19 protein-coding genes are annotated in these 18,906 nt (G+C 62.9%); all 19 read right to left on the reverse strand.

Features of this window, described 5'->3' with window-relative positions; genetic code table 11:
• Nucleotides 1-76 precede the first annotated feature (76 nt).
• Nucleotides 77-961: a 4-hydroxy-tetrahydrodipicolinate synthase gene (dapA, locus tag KJQ12_RS01545; protein WP_015254910.1), complete on the reverse strand. Its 885-nt coding sequence runs from the start codon at nt 959-961 to the stop codon at nt 77-79.
• Nucleotides 961-2,217 carry an aspartate kinase gene (gene dapG, locus KJQ12_RS01550; protein ID WP_213483202.1) on the reverse strand — a complete coding sequence of 419 codons (1,257 nt, stop codon included), beginning with the start codon at nt 2,215-2,217 and terminating at the stop codon, nt 961-963. The genes dapA and dapG overlap by 1 nt, the downstream gene beginning before the upstream one ends.
• A gap of 106 nt (nt 2,218-2,323) precedes the next feature.
• On the reverse strand, nt 2,324-3,364 hold the full coding sequence (locus KJQ12_RS01555) for an aspartate-semialdehyde dehydrogenase (RefSeq protein ID WP_213483203.1): 1,041 nt from the start codon (nt 3,362-3,364) through the stop codon (nt 2,324-2,326).
• A gap of 90 nt (nt 3,365-3,454) precedes the next feature.
• Nucleotides 3,455-4,051 carry a dipicolinate synthase subunit B gene (locus KJQ12_RS01560; RefSeq protein ID WP_213483204.1) on the reverse strand — a complete coding sequence of 199 codons (597 nt, stop codon included), beginning with the start codon at nt 4,049-4,051 and terminating at the stop codon, nt 3,455-3,457.
• Complete coding sequence (gene dpsA, locus KJQ12_RS01565) at nt 4,048-4,947, reverse strand: dipicolinate synthase subunit DpsA (protein WP_213483205.1); 900 nt, start codon at nt 4,945-4,947, stop codon at nt 4,048-4,050. The genes KJQ12_RS01560 and dpsA overlap by 4 nt, the downstream gene beginning before the upstream one ends.
• A 159-nt stretch (nt 4,948-5,106) precedes the next feature.
• Nucleotides 5,107-5,556, reverse strand: coding sequence for a dUTP diphosphatase (dut, locus tag KJQ12_RS01570; RefSeq protein ID WP_015254915.1), 450 nt, complete (start codon nt 5,554-5,556; stop codon nt 5,107-5,109).
• Nucleotides 5,537-6,802, reverse strand: a complete 1,266-nt coding sequence (locus KJQ12_RS01575; protein ID WP_213483206.1) for a M16 family metallopeptidase — start codon at nt 6,800-6,802, stop codon at nt 5,537-5,539. Before KJQ12_RS01575 ends, dut begins: the two co-directional genes overlap by 20 nt.
• 43 nt (nt 6,803-6,845) lie before the next feature.
• On the reverse strand, nt 6,846-7,853 hold the full coding sequence (locus tag KJQ12_RS01580) for a polysaccharide deacetylase family protein (RefSeq protein ID WP_213483207.1): 1,008 nt from the start codon (nt 7,851-7,853) through the stop codon (nt 6,846-6,848).
• 156 nt (nt 7,854-8,009) lie between these two features.
• Nucleotides 8,010-10,109, reverse strand: a complete 2,100-nt coding sequence (gene pnp / locus KJQ12_RS01585) for a polyribonucleotide nucleotidyltransferase (RefSeq protein WP_213483208.1) — start codon at nt 10,107-10,109, stop codon at nt 8,010-8,012.
• A 124-nt stretch (nt 10,110-10,233) separates the two neighbouring features.
• Nucleotides 10,234-10,503: a 30S ribosomal protein S15 gene (gene rpsO, locus KJQ12_RS01590; protein WP_015254919.1), complete on the reverse strand. Its 270-nt coding sequence runs from the start codon at nt 10,501-10,503 to the stop codon at nt 10,234-10,236.
• Between the two features lie 145 nt (nt 10,504-10,648).
• Complete coding sequence (locus KJQ12_RS01595; RefSeq protein WP_213483209.1) at nt 10,649-11,605, reverse strand: bifunctional riboflavin kinase/FAD synthetase; 957 nt, start codon at nt 11,603-11,605, stop codon at nt 10,649-10,651.
• 63 nt (nt 11,606-11,668) lie between these two features.
• Nucleotides 11,669-12,589 (reverse strand): tRNA pseudouridine(55) synthase TruB, encoded by a 921-nt coding sequence (gene truB / locus KJQ12_RS01600; RefSeq protein WP_244860361.1) that lies wholly within the window; start codon nt 12,587-12,589, stop codon nt 11,669-11,671.
• A gap of 26 nt (nt 12,590-12,615) precedes the next feature.
• Nucleotides 12,616-13,605: a DHH family phosphoesterase gene (locus KJQ12_RS01605; protein WP_213483211.1), complete on the reverse strand. Its 990-nt coding sequence runs from the start codon at nt 13,603-13,605 to the stop codon at nt 12,616-12,618.
• A gap of 1 nt (nt 13,606) precedes the next feature.
• The gene (gene rbfA / locus KJQ12_RS01610; RefSeq protein ID WP_015254923.1) at nt 13,607-13,960 is read right to left on the reverse strand and encodes a 30S ribosome-binding factor RbfA; all 354 of its coding nucleotides are present in this window, start codon (nt 13,958-13,960) and stop codon (nt 13,607-13,609) included.
• A 6-nt stretch (nt 13,961-13,966) separates the two neighbouring features.
• Nucleotides 13,967-16,576: a translation initiation factor IF-2 gene (infB, locus tag KJQ12_RS01615; protein ID WP_213483212.1), complete on the reverse strand. Its 2,610-nt coding sequence runs from the start codon at nt 16,574-16,576 to the stop codon at nt 13,967-13,969.
• Complete coding sequence (locus KJQ12_RS01620; RefSeq protein ID WP_213483264.1) at nt 16,569-16,904, reverse strand: L7Ae/L30e/S12e/Gadd45 family ribosomal protein; 336 nt, start codon at nt 16,902-16,904, stop codon at nt 16,569-16,571. Before KJQ12_RS01620 ends, infB begins: the two co-directional genes overlap by 8 nt.
• The gene (rnpM, locus tag KJQ12_RS01625; protein WP_213483213.1) at nt 16,894-17,202 is read right to left on the reverse strand and encodes an RNase P modulator RnpM; all 309 of its coding nucleotides are present in this window, start codon (nt 17,200-17,202) and stop codon (nt 16,894-16,896) included. Before rnpM ends, KJQ12_RS01620 begins: the two co-directional genes overlap by 11 nt.
• Nucleotides 17,203-17,238: 36 nt before the next feature.
• Nucleotides 17,239-18,339, reverse strand: coding sequence for a transcription termination factor NusA (gene nusA, locus KJQ12_RS01630; protein ID WP_213483214.1), 1,101 nt, complete (start codon nt 18,337-18,339; stop codon nt 17,239-17,241).
• A 35-nt stretch (nt 18,340-18,374) separates the two neighbouring features.
• A complete protein-coding gene (gene rimP, locus KJQ12_RS01635) occupies nt 18,375-18,845 on the reverse strand; it encodes a ribosome maturation factor RimP (protein ID WP_213483215.1) in 471 nt (156 codons plus the stop codon).
• Nucleotides 18,846-18,906: the final 61 nt, after the last annotated feature.

The raw sequence follows: 18,906 nt of genomic DNA on the forward strand, positions 1-18,906 counted from the left end.
CGTCGAGGTCCGCAAGTCCGCACAAAGAAAACCGATGCGGCAAATCGTGCATCGGTCTCTCCGACTACGCTTGCTCCTATTCGCGATTGTCCAGCAGATTGCGCACGAAGGCCGCCTCGGCTTCGGTGAGCGGCACAAGCGGCAAGCGCACCCCGCCTACCGGGATGCCGAGATGGTTCAGGGCATACTTCACCGGCACCGGATTCGTCACCGGATGCGGGCAGTTGAACAGCCCCTTGAAGATCGGCGACAACTGCTGATGCAGTCTGGCCGCTTCCGCTGTCCGGCCTTCGACATATGCGTTGATCATTTGTTTCATTTCGCGGCCGATAATATGGCTTGTGACGCTGACAATGCCGTACGCTCCGACGGCCAGCGCGGGCAGCGTCTGGCTGTCATCGCCGCTGTACACCTTGAAATGCGCCGGCGCTCCGGCCGCGATGGCGGTCAGCTGCTCCGTCGGCGCGCAATCCTTCGTCGCGACGATGTTCGGGATTTCGGCAAGCCGCAGCGTCGTGTCGACGTTGAGGTTGACTCCCGTCCGTCCGGGAACGTTGTACAGCATGACCGGCAGTTTCGTCGATTCCGCGATGGCGCGGAAATGCTGATACAAGCCTTCCTGGCTCGGCTTGTTGTAATAAGGCGAGACGAGCAGCACGCCGTCTGCTCCGGCGGCCTCCGCTTCCTTCGTCAGATGGATCGAGTGCGCCGTGTTGTTGCTGCCCGTGCCGGCAATGACGGGTACCCGTCCGGCTGCCCGCTCAACCGCGAATTTGTACAGGGCGATTTTCTCTTCATCGTCCAGCGTCGGCGATTCGCCGGTTGTACCGCAGACGACGATGCTGTCGGTCTGCTGCTCGCCGATCAGATAATCGATGAGCCGACCGGTGGTCTCCCAGTCGATCTTGCCTTCCGCGTCGAACGGGGTGACCATGGCGGTAATCAATCTTCCGAAATCCATTACGACTCCTCCTGTGCCAGTTGGGACGCTTCATGCGCCGCGGCTGCCGGCCGGTCAAGGCCGAACCTGGCATGCAGCGCGCGCACCGCGTCCGCCATATCCGCCTGACGGACGAGCACCCAGATCGACGCGTTCGAATCCGCGCTCTGCAGGATCGGAATGCCTTCGTCGGTCAGCGCTTCGACGATCGCCGCCATGATGCCGGGAACGCCGTTCATGCCACCGCCGACGACAGACACCTTGGCGCAGTTGCGGATGGCCGAGTACGCGCAGCCCAGTTCGCTGAGCAGCCCGATCGCCCGGTCGGCGTCGGCGTCGAATACCGTGTATACGCATCCGCTCGGCGTCACATTGATGAAATCGATGCTGATTCCGTGCCGGGCCATTGTGCCGAACACCCGGACCTGCATGTCGCCCGGCTCCGAGGCGCCGTACGCGACGGTCAATTGCGTCACGCCGGCCGTATGGGCGATGCCGACGATCGGGCGATCGGGCACCTCGCCCGCGGCGAACATGCCCGGCCCCGTCACCAGCGTCCCTTCGTCGTCCGTGAACGTCGACCGGATGCGGAGCGGAATGCCCGCCTGCGCCGCAACTTCGACCGCCCGCGGATGAACGACCTTCGCGCCTTGCCGGGCCAGATTGCTGATCTCGGCGTAACTGACGGCCTTGAGCGGCCTCGCTTCGGCGACGAGCCGCGGATCGGCCGTCAGAATGCCGTCCACATCGGTATAAATATCGACCCGCTGCGCGCGGAGCGCAGCGCCCAGCGCCGCGGCCGTCGTGTCGCTCCCGCCGCGGCCGAGCGTCGTCGTATCGCCGCCGGGAGATATGCCCTGAAATCCGGTGACGATCACGACGGTCCCTTCATCCAGCCGCCTCAGCACCGGTTCGGTTTCGATGCGCGTAATGCGCGCGGCACCGAAACGACCGTCCGTCCGGATGCCGGCCTGGCCGCCGGTCAGCACGACCGCCGGCACGCCTTCGTTGCAGAGCAGTCCGCACAGGACGACGGCGGCGATCACTTCACCGCAGGACGCGATCAGATCGCGTTCCCGGGCGGGCAAGTTCTCGCTGTCCGGCAAGGCCAGCAGCGTATCCGTCGCATACGGATCGCCCCTCCTGCCCATGGCCGAGACGACGACGACAACGGAATACCCGGCCTCGCGTTCGCGGACGATATGCCGCAGCACATGCCTTCGGGCATCGTCCGTCGCCAGCGAAGTGCCGCCGAATTTCTGGACCAGAATGGCCATGTCCGCTTCACGCCCCTTGCTCTAGGACGACGAACGGCCGCTGTCGCAATGGACGGTTGGCGAATCAGTCTGACGGGTCGGCCGGACCGAAGATCCCGTGCGATCCTCAGCCGCGGCTGTTCACGATGGTTTCCGCGATCTGTACGGCGTTCCAGGCCGCACCTTTGAGCAGATTGTCGGAGACGATCCACAGGTTGAGTCCGCGCGGATGGGTGAGATCCCGGCGAATCCGGCCGACGAAGACATCCGGTCTTCCTTCGGCTTCGGTCGCGAGCGGGTACCGCTGGCTTGCGGGATCGTCCACAACCGTAATGCCCGGTGCGTTCGACAGCAGCGATCTGACGTCATCCAGCTCGTAATCGCTTTTCAATTCGACGTAGACCGATTCCGAATGACCTCTCAGCACCGGAATGCGCACACAGGTAGCCGTGACCGCGATCGAATCATCGCCCATGATCTTCTTCGTCTCGTTCACCATCTTCATTTCTTCGAACGTGTAGCCGTTGTCCTGGAACTTGTCGATCTGCGGAATGGCGTTGAATGCGATTTGATGCTTCACCGGCAGCGAGCTGACCGGCAGCACGTCCGGCTCCGGTTTCCGGCCGGCAAGCAATTCTTCCGTCTGACGCAGCAGTTCGGTCACCGCACGTGCCCCCGCGCCGGATACCGCCTGATAGGTCGAGACGATGATCCGCGCGATGCCGTAGCGGTCATGGAGCGGCTTGAGCGCCGCGACCATCTGGATGGTCGAACAGTTCGGATTGGCGATGACCCCTTTGTGCCGGGCGATTTGCTCCGGATTCACTTCCGGCACGACAAGCGGCGTCTCCGGATCCATCCGGTACGCGCTGGTGTTGTCGATGCATACCGCTCCGGCGGCCGCTGCATGCGGCACCAGCTTCCTGCTGACGTCGCTGCCCGCGCTGAACAGCGCGATCTCGACGCCTTCGAAGCTGTCCGGTCCCGCTTCCTGAACCGTATATTCACGGCCGCGGAACTTCAACTTCGTCCCGGCCGACCGGGCGGACGAAAGCAGCTTGAGCTCCCCCACGGGGAAATTCCGCGATTCGAGCATCCGGATCATCTGTTCCCCCACGGCTCCTGTCGCGCCGACAACCGCAACATGGTACAGCTTTTGTTCGGACATAGTGTGCTTGCGCTCCTCTCGCCCATGGAACGGGAAACCGGCCGCTGCAACCGATCAGCCGAACGGTGCGGCCGCGGGCAGGACCGGGGTCTAGTTGCGGAAACGTTCGATGAGCAGCGGCTGAATCTGCCGGCCTTCCAGCGCCGCTTCGCATGTCTCGAGCAGCAGATCCATCTTCGCGACGAGCGAGTTCGGTTTCTGCTGCGGATTGTCCTGGCCGAACGGGACGAAATAGATGTTCTTGGCGTTCAGCAGCTTCGCGATATTCGGCGCGTTCAGGCCGAGGCCGTCATTCGTCGAAATCGCGAGCACCAGCGGGCGGCAGTTGCGCATCTGCGCCTTGGCCGCCATCAGCACCGGGCTGTCGGTTATCGCGTTGGCCAGTTTGCTCGTCGTATTGCCCGTGCACGGCGCGATGGTCATGATGTCCAGCAGTTTGGAAGGACCGAGCGGCTCGGCTTCCACAATGGAAGAAATGACTTCGTTCCCGGTAATCTCCTTCAATTTGCGCCGCCATTCTTCCGCCGTGCCGAACCGGGTGTCCGTCGTAAGCACGCTGTGTGAAATGATCGGCACCACGTTCGCGCCCGCATCGACGAACCGCTGAATCTGCGGCATCACTTCGTCGAACGTGCAATGTGAGCCCGACAATCCGTACCCGACCGTCTTGCCTTGCCAAATGCTCATCGCTTCTCCCTCCCGAGCCGCAAGTCTTCCATCAGGAGCCGGCCGAGACAGTCCGCCATGATGCGGCCGGCGGTCTTCGGAGCCACGATGCCGGGAAGTCCGGGCGCGAGCAGCGCTTTGATGCCGCGCCGCTCGGCGTAGCGGAAATCGGTGCCGCCGGGCTTCGACGCTAGGTCGATGATGACGGCGCGCGATGGCATTTGAGCAATGATCTGTGCTGTGACTATCATAGTCGGAATTGTATTAAAAAGCAAGTCGAGGTTGCCCGCGTGAGCCGCCAGATCCTTGATGTAGAAAGGCTCGAAGCCCATCTCGTACGCCCGGGCAAAATGTTCGTCCCGCCGCACGCCGATCTTCACTCTCGCCCCCATTCCCCTGAGCGTCCGGGCGAGCGTCTGCCCTGTCCTCCCCATTCCCAGCACCAGTGCCGTCGATCCGTGGATCGTAATGTCGGTATGTTGAATCGCCATCATGACGGCGCCTTCGGCCGTCGGTATCGAATTGTAGATCGCCACGTCGTCCCGCTCGAACAATTCGACCAGACCGATGCCGTATTTCGCGCACAAATCCTTTAAGTACGGCTTCGCCATTCCCGTGTAAACCTTGCAATGCTTGGGCAGCCGGGCGATGTAGGCTTCTTCCAGCACAAGCTGCTTGTCGCTGAATACGGCCGTCACCGTGCCGTCGTCGTCGGTGCCGACTGCGGGCAGAATGAGGGCATCGGCGTCTTCGAACAATTGTCCGTCCAGTTCGGCATGCACGGCTCCGTCCAACGGCGTGCTCAGCCCGTCGAAGCCGACGGCCAGCACGGTTGCGTCGAGTTCGGTCAGCTTGCGGATGACTTCAAGCTGCCTGGCATCGCCGCCGACCAGCACGATATTCGCGCCCGTGAGCACATTCCCACTCCTTTCCGCACCTGGGCTATAGACCATCGTATGCGGAAAGCGCTCCGCGGGTGATTCAGGCAAGAGCGGAGGCCAAAGGCATGAAAAAAGGCCGTTCCGGCGGCATGACGCCTTCGGAACAGCCTTATCGCACGCATTATGAAGATAAAATTACGCCCCGGTCCCGGTATGCCCGAATCCGCCGGCCCCGCGGCCGGTGTCGTCCAGCTCGTCCGCTTCGATCAGCCGTACGGGCGGCACCTCCTGGAACACCATCTGGGCGATCCGGTCGCCGCGCCGGATCGTGAACGGTTCGCTGCCCAGATTGATCAGCAGCACCTTCACCTCGCCGCGGTAGTCGGCGTCGATCGTGCCCGGAGTGTTGAGGCATGTGATGCCGTGCTTGAGCGCCAGTCCGCTGCGCGGCCGGATCTGCGCCTCCAGTTCGCGCGGCATCGCCATGGCGAAGCCTGTCGGAATGAGACTGCGCTCGCCGGGGGCCAGCGTCACCGGCTCATCGACGGCGGCGTGAACGTCGAATCCCGCCGCCCATTCGGACATCCGCTCCGGAAGCGGCAGACCTTCGCCGCCGGGCAGCCGTTTAATGCGAACTTCGTACAAGACAATCCCTCCTCAATGCGGACACCGCCGAATCGTCCGGTCCGACCGCCGCGACGGCGAACGGAACGGCAAACATCCGGTCGATCATCATCCGGACGTCATCCAGCGTCACCGCGTCGATCCGTTCGAGCATCTCGTCGAGCGAATCGTGGCGTCCGAGCATCAGCTCGTTCTTGCCGATCCGGTTCATCCGGCTGCTCGTGCTTTCCAGGCTCAAAATGAGGCTGCCTTTGAGCTGCTCCTTGCCGCGCTCAAGTTCCGCCTCGGTCAGCCCGCCTTCGGCGAGATCGGCCAGCTGTTCGAGCGCCACGTCCAGCACTTCTTTCGTCTGCTTCGGCGCCGTTCCCGCATAGATGGTGAAGATGCCGCTGTCGGCATAGGACGTATGATAGGAATAGACGGAGTAGGCCAGTCCGCGCTTCTCGCGGATTTCCTGGAACAGCCGCGAGCTCATCCCGCCGCCGAGCGCGTTGTTGAGCAGCACCATCGCATACAGCTTCGGGTCGCCGATCGGGCAGCCGGGAAACGACAGGCAGAGATGGTGCTGTTCGGTTTGCTTATGATGATAGATATAATCGCCCCGGAATACCGGCGGAACCGGCTTCGTGCCTCCGCCGCGCCGGTCGAAGCGGCCGAAATGGCGCTCGAGCAGTTCCGGCAGCTTGCCCTCGTCCACGTTGCCGGCGATGGCGATGACCGTATTGTCCGTCCGGTACTGCCGGGACATGTAGCCCCTGAGATCATCCGGCTGCATGGCGCGCAGCCGGTCTTCCAGCCCGAGAATCGAATAGGCGAGCGGATGATCGCCGAATGCGGCCCGCGACGCCTCGTCGTGCACCTTGTCGTCGGGCGTGTCTTCGTACATCGCGATTTCCTCGAGGATGACGTTCTTCTCCTTGGCCAGCTCGCCCGAATCGAACTGCGATTCGAAGAACATGTCCGCCAGCGCTTCCACCGCGATCGGCAAATGCCGGTCCAGCACCTTCGCGTAATAGCAGGTGTACTCTTTCGACGTAAACGCGTTCACGTTGCCGCCGATGCCGTCGAAAAGGTCCGCGATATCCTTCGCGCTGCGCTTCGCCGTTCCCTTGAAAAGCATGTGTTCAATCAAATGCGAGATGCCGCTGATCTCCGGCGTCTCATCGCGGGAACCCGTCCTCACCCAGATGCCGAACGAGACGGAACGGCTGGTCGGGATGGGTTCGACCACGATGCGCAGACCGTTCTGCAGCGTATAACGATTCACCGCGTATCCCCCTGACGAAGTCAATGATTCCACTATACCAAAATCAAAGTGCGGGCTCAACCGGCGGCACCCGGGCGGTCGACAGCGTCCGGGACACCGTCCCGGGCTCGATGCCCTTGCTTCGCAGCACGTCGATCATGTCCGCCAGCGCGGCGCTCGCCGATGCGGTGGGATGCATCAGAATGAGCGACCCGGGGCCGGCGTCTCGCCGAATCTTCGCCACGATGTTTTCCGGCGGCGGACTTTTCCAGTCCACCGTATCGACCGTCCAGAGCACGGTCTTCAGCCCGAGCTGGGCGGCCGTCCGGACGGTCGTCGCATTGTATGAGCCGGAAGGCGGCGCAAACCACTTGTTGTCCCGCACGCCGAGTTTTTCTTTCAGCAGCGCTTCCGTCCGCGCGATCTGCCGATATTGCTCGTTTCGTCCGAGCTTCGCCATGTCCGGATGGGAATAGGCATGGTTGGACAACTCGTGGCCGCCTTCGGCAATTTGCCGGGCCAGCGTTTCGTTCTTCTCCAGCCACGATCCGTCGAAGAAGAAGGTTGCGCGCACGTTCTTCGCCTTCAGCGTCTCCAGCATGGAAGGGAGATGCTCGTTGCCCCAGGCGACATTGATCATGAGCGCCGCCATCCGCTTCTTCGGATTGCCGCGGTAGATCGGATGGGGGCCGAGATCGTCCAGTCCGACCTTCGGCTCGATCTCCCGCAGCACGGGCCGGATCGGCGCGCCTTCCGGCAGCAGGCGCATCGCCGCGTATGTACGCTCGATATCCAGTTCGACCCCGTTGTATCCGGGGATCGCATGCCAGACGCGGTCGACGACCGCATCGACGGGCGGTTCCGCATACTGCGGCGCAGCCGCTTTGATCCGTTCAAGCAGCGCATCGGCCTTGCCGCCCGCCGCCGCTTGCGGAGCGGCATACGTGCGCACGCCGGCCGCGGCCTGCGCCTTGACCGCCTGAACATAATCGGCCATCGCCCTGACTGAAACCGCAAGTCCCCAGACGACGGCCGCGCACAGGGCGGCTGCCGCCAGTTTCTTCCATTTCATGGCCGCGCTCCTTCGCCTTTAGTCTCCACCATTGTATGTGAAGGAGGACAAGAATATAACGCGCGGCATTCCTCAGTCCGAGCCCCTGCGCCGCATAACGGCATAAAAAAAGAGACAGACGGTAATCTGGCTCTTTCCTTAAAGCTTTGCCGGCGCTCACCGTTTCGCGCCTTGCGCGACGAGCACCGCTTTGCGGGACAGGTTGATCCGGCCCATCTGGTCGATCTCGGTGACCTTGACCGTAATCTTGTCGCCGATCTTCACGACGTCTTCCGTCTTGGCGACCCGTTCGGTCGACAGCTGCGAGATGTGCACCAGCCCTTCCTTGTTCGGCAGAATCTCGACGAAGGCGCCGAATTTCTCGATCCGCCGGACCGTTCCGACGTAGATCTCGCCGACGACGACGTCCTTGACGATCCCTTCGATGATCTGGCGCGCTTTCTCGTTCGCCGCTTCATCCGCCGAAGCGATGTACACCTTGCCGTCCTGCTCGATATCGATCTTGACGCCGGTGTCTTCGATGATCTTGTTGATGATTTTGCCGCCGGCCCCGATCACATCGCGGATCTTGTCCGGGTTGATCTGCATGATGATGATTTTCGGCGCGTAGGGCGACAGCTGTTTGCGCGGCTCCTTGATGACCTCGAGCATCTTGCCGAGGATGAACATCCGGCCTTCGCGGGCCTGTTCCAGCGCCTGGGACAGAATGTCGCGATTGATCCCGTCGATCTTGATGTCCATTTGGATCGCGGTGACGCCCTTCGCCGTCCCGGCCACCTTGAAGTCCATGTCGCCGAGGTGGTCTTCCATGCCCTGGATGTCCGACAAGATGGAGAACTGTTCGCCGTCCTTGATAAGCCCCATTGCAATGCCGGCCACCGGCGCCTTGATCGGCACGCCCGCATCCATCATCGCCAGGGTGCTCGCGCAGATCGAAGCCTGCGACGTCGAACCGTTCGATTCCAGCACTTCGGACACGAGCCGGATCGTGTACGGGAACTCGGATTCCGGCGGAATGACCTTCGCCAGCGCCCGTTCACCGAGCGCGCCGTGTCCGATTTCGCGCCGTCCCGGAGCCCGGAGCGGCCTCGCTTCCCCGACGCTGAACGGCGGGAAGTTGTAGTGGTGCATGAACCGCTTCGATTCTTCGAGGTCGATGCCGTCGAGAATCTGGACGTCGCCGAGCGCGCCGAGCGTGCAGATGCTGATCGCCTGCGTCTGGCCGCGCGTGAACAGTCCGGAGCCGTGGGTGCGCGGCAGCAGCCCGACCTCGCATTCGATCGGCCGGATCTCGTTCAGGGCGCGTCCGTCCGGACGAATCTTCTCGTGGGTGATCAGCCGGCGAACTTCCTCCTTGACGATGTCATGGAGCACTTCTTTCACATCGGCCATCTTCTCCGGCGTCTCGGCATAGACTTGCTCGAAATGGGCGACGGCGTCGGCGTTCACGGCGTCGATCGCATCCTGCCGCGCCTGCTTCTCCGGCACGCGGATCGCTTCGATCAGCCGCGCGCTTGCGAATTCGCGGACGGCGCGATTGACTTCCTCGTCCACCTGGTGGAGCTGCACTTCCATCTTCGGCTTGCCGGCGACGCGCACCAGCTCGTCGATCATGTCGACGATCTTCTTGATCTCCTCATGTCCGAACATGATCGCCTCGAGGATGACCTCTTCCGGCACTTCATCCGCTTCCGCTTCGACCATCATGATCGCGTCCCGCGTGCCGGCGACAACGACGTGGATATCCGAGCGCTCTTCCTGCTCAACCGTCGGGTTGATGACAAACTCGCCGTCCACGCGGCCGACGATGACGCCGCCGATCGGACCGTTGAACGGAATGTCGGAGATGGAGAGCGCCGCGGAGGTGCCGATCATCGCGGAAATCTCCGGCGAACAGTCCTGGTCGACGCTCATGACGATGTCGACGATCTGCACTTCGTTCCGGAAGCCTTCCGGGAACAGCGGCCGGATCGGACGGTCGGTCAGCCGGCTCGCCAGAATCGCGCTTTCGCTCGGACGGCCTTCGCGCTTGATGAATCCGCCCGGAATTTTGCCGACGGAATAGAGCCGCTCTTCAAAGTTCACCGTGAGCGGAAAGAAATCCAGATCCTTCGGCTCCTTCGATGCGGTCGCCGTACACAGGACGACCGTGTCGCCGTAGCGTACCGTCACGGCGGCGTTCGCCTGTTTCGCCAGCCGGCCGGTCTCCAGCACGAGCGGACGACCGCCGAGCTGCATCTCGACTCGATGTACCATTTAACTCCTCCTTCATAGCCTTACAGCACAATGCGCCTGCCTGTCCAATGGCAAAAAGCAACCAGACGCCGATGTCCGTCCCGCGGGACGGCTCGGGCAGCCGGTTGCTTTCTTACCGCTTGCGTTATCGGCGCAAGCCGAGTTTTTCGATCAACGCGCTGTACCGATTGATATCCTTCTTCTTGAGATACGCAAGCAGCTTTCTGCGCTTGCCGACCATCTTGAGAAGTCCGCGACGGGAATGATGGTCTTTCTTGTGTACCCGAAGATGCTCGGTCAGATTCGCGATGTTCTCGGTCAGGATAGCGATCTGAACTTCCGGAGAACCGGTGTCGGAAGCGTGCGTCTTGTGCGCTTCGATCACTTCGTTCTTCCGTTCTTGCGTAATGGCCATCCCTGTTCACCTCCTTATGAAAATCGCCGACAGCCTCGCCGCCGATGGTGAGTCGCACAGCCAAGCTGCGGTTCAACAAGCTGCGGCGCTCGACCGCAACGAGATCAAGTATAGCATATGCGCAGGATGAAAGTAAACTGTCGGATTACTGCCGGACGAAGGCGAGAAGCCGCCGCGCCTGCTCCGCGTCTTCCCGGATCTGCGCGATCAGCTCGGCGACACCGTCAAACCGCAGCTCCGGCCGGATGAACGCGACAAAGTCCACGTCAAGCCGCTCGCCGTACAGATCGCCGGAGAAGTCGAGCAGATGCGCCTCCAGCTTCGGCGTTCCGCCCGTGCCGTAGAACGTCGGCGCGACGCCGACATTCATGACGGCCGGATAAGATGCGTCGCCCCGGCGCACATTCACCGCATACACGCCGAGCCGCGGCAGCACATAACGGCCGTCGGGCTCGATGTTCGCCGTCGGGAAGCCGATCGTCCGGCCGCGGGCCGCGCCGTGCACGACCGCTCCGGAAATCCGGTAAGGCCTTCTGAGCAGGCCGGCGGCAAGCGCCACATCGCCCAGTTCCAGCGCTTCCCGGATGCGCGAGCTGCTGACTTTGGCTCCGGCCGCCGCCACCGGCTCGACCGTATGGACGGCGAGATCCGGCGCGCCGAGTTCCGCGAGGACGGCGGGATTGCCTGCGCCGCCGCGGCCGAACGTGAAGTCGAACCCGACGACCGCATCGGACACGTTCAGGCGTTCGATCAGCAGTTCGCGGACGAACGTTTCGGGCTCGAGGCTGGAAAATTCATGGTCAAATACGGCCACATACACGATGTCGACACCGAGCTCGCCGAGCAGCCGGATTTTCTCCGGCAGCGGTGTCAGCGATGCGGCATACGCCTCTCCGTGGCCGAAGAACGCGCGCGGGTGCGGATCGAAGGTCATGACGGAAGCCTGCTTCCCCGCCGAGCGCGCCAGTTCGACCGCTTTGCGGATGACGGCCTGATGGCCCGGGTGAACGCCGTCGAAGTAGCCGATGGCCATCGTCTTCGGCAGCCGGTCTTCCGGCGCCCCGGGCTCATCGGACGGGTAACGCAACGTGATCGTGATCAAGGCATTGCACCTGCATTTCCTCTCAATTTGCGGGTCGGAAGTTCACTTGAGCCGAATGCTTCGTCAGAATTCGTCCGCGGAAGCGAACACCTTCACCGGCCGAAGCACGCCCGCATCGCCATCCGCTTCGAACAGGCCGACGAATCGGCCCGCGCCGTACAATCGGACAAGCCCTTCTTGTTGCGGGGACGCCAGCTTGACCCGCTGCCCCCGCACCGCGCGGGCCGCCGCTGCCGCTCCCACATCGATGCGCGGGTAATGGCCCAGCGCCCGGTCGACCGGCAGCAGCGCATCGGCCAGTTCGCCGGATGCGGCCAGCGCTTCGATCCGCTCCATCGTCAGACAGTCGGATTCACCGAGTCCGGCGGACATCGTTCGCACGAGCGATTCCATCGCGGCGGGAACCCCCAGCGCGCGGCCGATGTCGACGCACAGCGTGCGGATGTAGGTGCCCTTGGAACAGACCGCCCCAAAGCCGATGCGCGGCCGCGGCACGCCGAGCTCGGCGAACCTGAGCTCCAGCGAATGAATCGTCACCTTGCGGGCCTTGCGCTCGACGGTCTTGCCTTCGCGGGCCAGCTCGTACAACTTGCGTCCGCCGACCTTCACGGCCGAATACATCGGCGGCACCTGTTCGATCTCGCCGGTGAACCGCGCGAGCGCCTCCCGCAACATCGCCTCGGTCACATGCGACGCGTCCGACGTATCAAGCACCGTACCGGTCAAATCTTCGGTATCGGTCGCGACGCCGAGCTGCATGACCGTTTCATACGCTTTCGGCAGTTCCTGCATGTATTCGACGACGCGCGTCGCGCGGCCGAGACAAAGCGGAAGGACGCCGGTCACCTGCGGGTCCAGGGTGCCGGCGTGCCCGATGCGCCGCATGCGCGTCCATCGCCTCACCTTCGCCACGACGTCGTGCGACGTCCAGCCGGCCGGCTTCCATACGGCGAGAATGCCTTCCAGTTCCTTAGATTGCTCCATTTGTTGTAGCCAACGCCTTTCCTGCATTACAACGAACGGCGCACCGTGTCGACGACGAGCGGCATCGCCTGATCCAGCGGCATGGACATCCGGCACCCGGCCGCCCGGATGTGGCCGCCGCCGCCGAACTGCTGCGCGATGGCGGCGACATCCGCCTTGCCGGCGGAGCGGAAGCTCACCTTCACGGAGCCGTCGTCCATCCCCTTGAACAGCATGCCGACTTCCACGCCGTCGATGTTTCGGGCGTAATTGACCAGCCCTTCCAGATCTTCGCCGGACGCCCCGGTCTCCTCAAGATCCTTCGGCTCGATGTACAGCCAGCCGACCCTCCCGTCTTCCGTGAACCGGAGGCGGGAAAGTCCCCGCTGGAGAATCTTCAGCTGCGGCATCGTCATCCGCTCGAGCAGCCGGTCCGCCAGCTGGTAGGCGTCCACGCCCGCGGTCAACAGCTTCGAGGCGGCGGTCATCACGTTCGGGCTCGTGTTCGAATAGCGAAAGCCCCCCGTATCCGTCAACAGGCCGGTGTAGATCACGGTTGCCGCATCCTTGTCGAACGCAAGGCCGGCATGTTCAATCAGTTCAAACAGAATTTCGGCCGTCGCCGCCGCATCCTGGCGAAGCAGATTCACGGTGCCGAAGCCGTCGTTCGTCGGATGATGATCGATATTGAGCAGTTCGCAATGTTCTTCGAACAGTTCGCGGACAAGGCCGATCCGGGAGAAATCGGCGCAATCGACCGCGACGACGGCGCGGAATTTGCGGTCCGGCTTCCGTTCACCGTAATTGACGATTTCCCCGGCATGCGGCAGAAACTCCAGGCGGGACGGAATCCGCCCTTCATTAATCATGAGCGACCGCTTGCCCAGACGGTCAAGCAGCCAGCGGACGGCGATGGTCGAGCTGATCGCATCGCCGTCCGGCTGCACATGCGAAACAATCAGAAAGTCGTCGTGTTCACGCAGGAAGCGGAGCGCCTCGTCGAGCCGGGTTCTGTATTGATCGCCGACGGACGCCATCTTACGTCTCCTGCTCCCGGTTGAGCTGCTCCAGCAATTGTTCGATGCGGCTGCCGTATTCGATGCTGGAGTCGAACTTGAAGGCCAGCTCCGGCACATGGCGCAGCTGGATGCGCCGTCCGATTTCGGTGCGGATGAACCCGCGGGCTTTGCCGAGCGCCGCAAGCGTCGCTTCCTTCTGTTCGTCATTCCCGAGGACGCTCAGATAGACCGTTGCCTGCGACAGATCGTTCGTCACGTCGACGCCGGTGACGGTTACGAAGCCGATGCGCGGATCCTTCAGCTCCTGCTGCAGAATCTGGCTCATCTCCTGCTTGATTCGTTCCGCGACGCGGCTGACGCGGACTCTGGCCATCTTCGATCACCTCTCAACGGTTTCCATCACGTACGCTTCGATCGTGTCGCCTTCCTGAATGTCGCTCACGCCGTCGATCATCAGGCCGCACTCGTACCCTTGCGCCACTTCGCGGACGTCGTCCTTGAACCGTTTGAGCGAGCCGATCTTGCCCTGGTGGACGACGATGCCGTCGCGGATAAGCCGCGCTTCGGCCGTCCGGGTGATCTTGCCCGACGTCACCATGCAGCCGGCAATCGTGCCGACCTTGCTGACCCGGAACACGTTCCGCACTTCCGCGTGGCCGATGACAACTTCGCGGACAACCGGATCGAGCATGCCTTTCATCGCCTGTTCGATCTCGTCCGTCACGTTGTAGATGATGTTATGCAGCCGGATGTCGACGCCTTCCTGTTCGGCGGTCGCTTTCGCCTGCGTCTCCGGCCGGACGTTGAAGCCGATGATGATCGCGTTCGACGCGGATGCGAGCGCGACGTCCGATTCGGTGATGGCGCCGACGCCGGAGTGAATGATCTTCACCCGCACGCCTTCGACGTCGATCTTGAGCAACGAGCCTTTGAGCGCCTCGACGGAGCCCTGAACATCCGCTTTGATGATGACGTTCAGATCCTTGATCTCGCCTTCCTTGATCTGCTTATACAGATCATCCAGCGTTACGCGGGCGTTCGCGCCGCGTTCGGACTCGCGCGCCTTGGCGGCGCGGCGCTCCGCGATGGCGCGCGCCTTGCGCTCGTCTTCGAACACCATGAACGGATCGCCGGCTTGCGGCACTTCCGTCAGACCCGTGATCTCGACCGGCGTCGACGGCCCCGCTTCCTTGAGCCGGCGGCCGCGGTCGTTCACCATCGCCCGGACACGGCCGAAGCAGTTGCCCGCCACGAAGGCGTCGCCGACATGGAGCGTGCCGTGCTGGACGAGCACCCGCGCGACCGGACCTTTGCCCTTGTCGAGTTCCGCCTCGATGACGGTGCCGCGCGCCCGTTTGTCCGGATTGGCCTTGTAGTCGTTCACTTCCGCGACGAGCAGGATCATCTCGAGCAGTTCTTCCAGATTGGTCCGCATTTTCGCCGAAATGTTGACGTAGATCGTGTCGCCGCCCCATGCTTCCGGCACCAGGCCGTACTCGGTCAGCTCCTGCATGATCCGGTCCGGGTTGGCGGTCGGCTTGTCGATCTTGTTCACCGCGACGATGATCGGCACGTTCGCCGCCTTCGCGTGGTTGATCGCTTCGACCGTCTGCGGCATGACGCCGTCGTCCGCCGCGACGACAAGCACGGTGATGTCGGTCACCTGCGCGCCGCGGGCGCGCATCGTCGTGAACGCTTCGTGGCCCGGCGTGTCGAGGAAGGTGATCTTCTTGCCGTTCACTTCGACCTGATAAGCGCCGATGTGCTGCGTAATGCCGCCCGCTTCGCCGCTCGTCACGTTCGTATGGCGGATCGCGTCAAGCAGCGTCGTCTTCCCGTGGTCGACGTGGCCCATGATCGTGACGACCGGGGGACGCGATTTCAGATCCGCCGGATCGTCCTGTTCCTCGATCGTTTCGAACGCGTCTTCGTCCACCGGCAGCTTGATCTCGACTTCGACGCCGTATTCGCCGGCGACGAGCTGGATGGCGTCGAGATCGAGCACCTGGTTGATCGTCGCAAGCACGCCGAGGAACATCAGCTTCTTGATGACGTCGGAGACGTCCTTGTGCAGCAGTTTCGCCAGTTCGCCGACGGTCATCTCGCCGCGGACGATGATCTTCTTCGGCGTGTTGTCGACCTTCTCGCGGCGTTCCTGACCTTTCTTGCCGCCCTTGCCGGCATTCAGCTTGCCCTTGAAGCCGCCGCGCGGCTCTTCGAATTTCCGACTGTTCTCGCCGTTCTTGTTGCGGCGATCCTTGTCCTTGTCTTTGCCCGAGCCCTTCTTCCGGTCGGGTTGCGGCGGTGCCGCCGGTGCCAGCGCCGCGCCGCGGAAGCCTCCGCCGGCTCCGCCGCGGAATCCGCCGCCCGCGCCGCCGCGCATGCCGCCACCGCCTTGCGGACGGCCGCCCTGCGGACGATCGCCCCGGCCGCCTTGCGGACGGTCGTTCCGGCCTCCGCCATGAGCCTGGCCGCTCTGCGGGCGGTCGCCGCGGCGATCACCCTGCCCGCCTTGCGGACGGCCTCCTTGCGGGCGATCGTTCCGTCCCCCCTGCGGGCGGTCGCCCCGTCGTTCACCCTGACCGGCTTGCGGACGGTCGCTCCGGCCGCCGCCCTGAGCGTTCTGGCCGCTCTGCGGGCGGTCGCCGCGGCGCTGCGCGCCGGCCGCATTCGTCTGCGGCGCCGCGTTCACCGTCGCCGGCCGGTTCGCGGACGGCGCACCTTGCTGCCGCGGCGCTTCCTGCGCCTTCGCCTGCCGCTGCTGAGCAGCCTGCAGTTCCTGCTGCGCCCGCTTCGCCGCCGCGTTCTCCTTGATGCTGCGGAAGAAGCCTTCCACTTTCTCCACCATGTGGTCTTCCATGACGCTCATATGATTGTTGACTTGCAGGCCGAGCCGTTTCAATATGGTCAGGATCTCCTTGCTGCTCATGTTTTGGGATTTGGCATATTCATATACGCGAAGTTTGTCCTTGTTCTCCTGTTTACTCAATATCTTCCACCTCCGATAGTTCGCCGAGCCGGTCCGCGACGAGCGCCGCCAGCCCCGCATCCAGCACGGCAACGACGACGCGTTCCGCCTTGCCGATGGCGGCGCCCAGCGTCCGGCGGTCGAACGCCTCGACCCGCTTGACACCGTACGCCCTGCATTTGTCCCCGTACTTCTTCTTCGCCTTGTCCGACGCGTCGGCCGCCACGACGACGAGCTTCGCTTTCCCGCTGCGGATTGCGCGCAGCACCGTCTCGTCGCCCGAAGCCAGCTTGCCCGCCCGCGCGGCCATGCCGAGCGCGTTCAGCGCCCGGGCCGGATCACGCATCATCTTCACGGGCGCCGGCTGCCCGGAATTCATCTTCCACCCGGATGAAATCCTGTTCGAGACGGTCATAGATCTCCGGATCAACGGCGACGGCGAGCGCCCGATCGAATGCCTTGCTCTTCTTCGCCAGCTTGAAGCAGGACGATTGTCCGCACAGGTAAGCGCCGCGTCCCGATTTCTTGCCGGTCAGATCAATCGATACTTCGCCGTCAGGCGAACGCACGATGCGGATCAGCGACCGCTTCGGCTTCATTTCCTGGCAGGCGACGCATTTGCGAAGCGGTACCTTGCGCTGCTTCATGTTCGTGAGCCCCCTCCATGCCTTAAGCGCCGCACGCTAGCCGTCGAAGGAGACGGAATCCTGGTGCATCGCTTCGCCTTGCGATCGCGGACGGTCGAATTCCGCCTCGGCTTGCGACTCGCTCTTGATGTCGATCTTCCAGCCTGTCAGCTTGGCGGCCAGACGCGCGTTCTGGCCTTTGATGCCGATCGCGAGCGACAGCTGGTAATCCGGCACGATAACGCGCGCCACCCGTTCCTGCTCGAATACAATGACTTCGAGCACCTTGGACGGGCTGAGCGCGTTGGCGACGAACTCCTCCACGTTCTCCGACCAGCGGACGATGTCGATCTTCTCGCCCTTCAGCTCGTTCACGATCGTCTGGACGCGCATGCCCTTCGGTCCGACGCAGGCGCCGACCGGATCGACCTCCGGGTTGCGCGAATGGACCGCGATCTTCGAGCGGAAGCCCGCTTCGCGCGCGACGGAACGGATCTCGACGATGCCGTCGTAAATCTCGGGTACTTCCAGCTCGAACAGCCGCTTGAGCAGCCCGGGATGCGTCCGCGACAGGATGATCTGCGGGCCTTTGGTCGTGTTTTCCACTTTCGTGATGTACGACTTGACCCGGTCTCCGTGCTTGAACATGTCGTTCGGCATCAGCTCGGTCAGCGGCAGCACCGCTTCCACCTTGCCGAGATCGACGTACAGGTTGCGCGCGTCCTGGCGCTGCACGATGCCGTTGACGATGTCCTCTTCCTTGTCGATGTAAGCATCATAAATAAGACCGCGTTCAGCTTCGCGAATGCGCTGCGTCACGACCTGTTTCGCCGTCTGGGCCGCGATGCGGCCGAAATCCCGCGGCGTCACTTCGATCTCCGCGATGTCGTCGAGCTGGTAATGCGGGTTGATCTCCCGCGCGGCGTCAAGCGAAATCTCGAGCCGCGGGTCGAATACTTCCTCGACGACCGTCTTGCGCGCATAGACCTTGATGACCCCGGTGTTGCGGTTGATGTCGACGCGGACGTTCTGCGCCGTGTTGAAATTGCGCTTATAGCTCGAAATGAGCGCCGCTTCGATCGCTTCGAGCAGCACATCCTTGGAGATGCCCTTCTCCCGCTCGATCTCCGCCAGCGCTTCGATAAAATCGATGTTCATGGGAACTGAATTCCTCCTCTCGACTGATTGCGGGGTTATTCGAATACGATGGCAAGGCGCGCGCTGGCGATTTTCGCCCAGGGCAGCGCATGGCGCTTCTTGCCGACCTCGATGACGGCCGTATCGTCTTCAAACGAGACGAGCCGGCCTTCGAACTCCTTCAGGCCGTCGATCGGCTCGTAGGTTGTCACGAACACGTGCCGGCCCGCCGCCTTCGCCATGTCTTCCGGCTTCTTCAGCGGCCTTTCGGCTCCGGGTGACGACACCTCCAGAAAATAGGCTTCCGGAATCGGATCGAGTTCGTCGAGCCGCGCGCTGACCCACTCGCTGATCCGCCCGCAATCATCGATGTCGATGCCGCCTTCCTTGTCCGCGAAAATGCGCAGAAACCGGCTGCCGCCTTCCTTCACGTACTCGATATCGACGAGCTCGAAGCCGTTCTCTTCCAAATAAGGCCTCACCAGTTTCTCGACAACGGATTCAATCTGGGCACGATTTGCCGCCACCTCTCGATTCCTCCCGGTATGCTTCAATATCCGCAGACAAAACGTAAAGAGTGGGTCTCCC

It is taken from the genome of Thermobacillus xylanilyticus, from assembly GCF_907165215.1.
GTDB lineage: Bacteria > Bacillota > Bacilli > Paenibacillales > Paenibacillaceae > Thermobacillus > Thermobacillus xylanilyticus.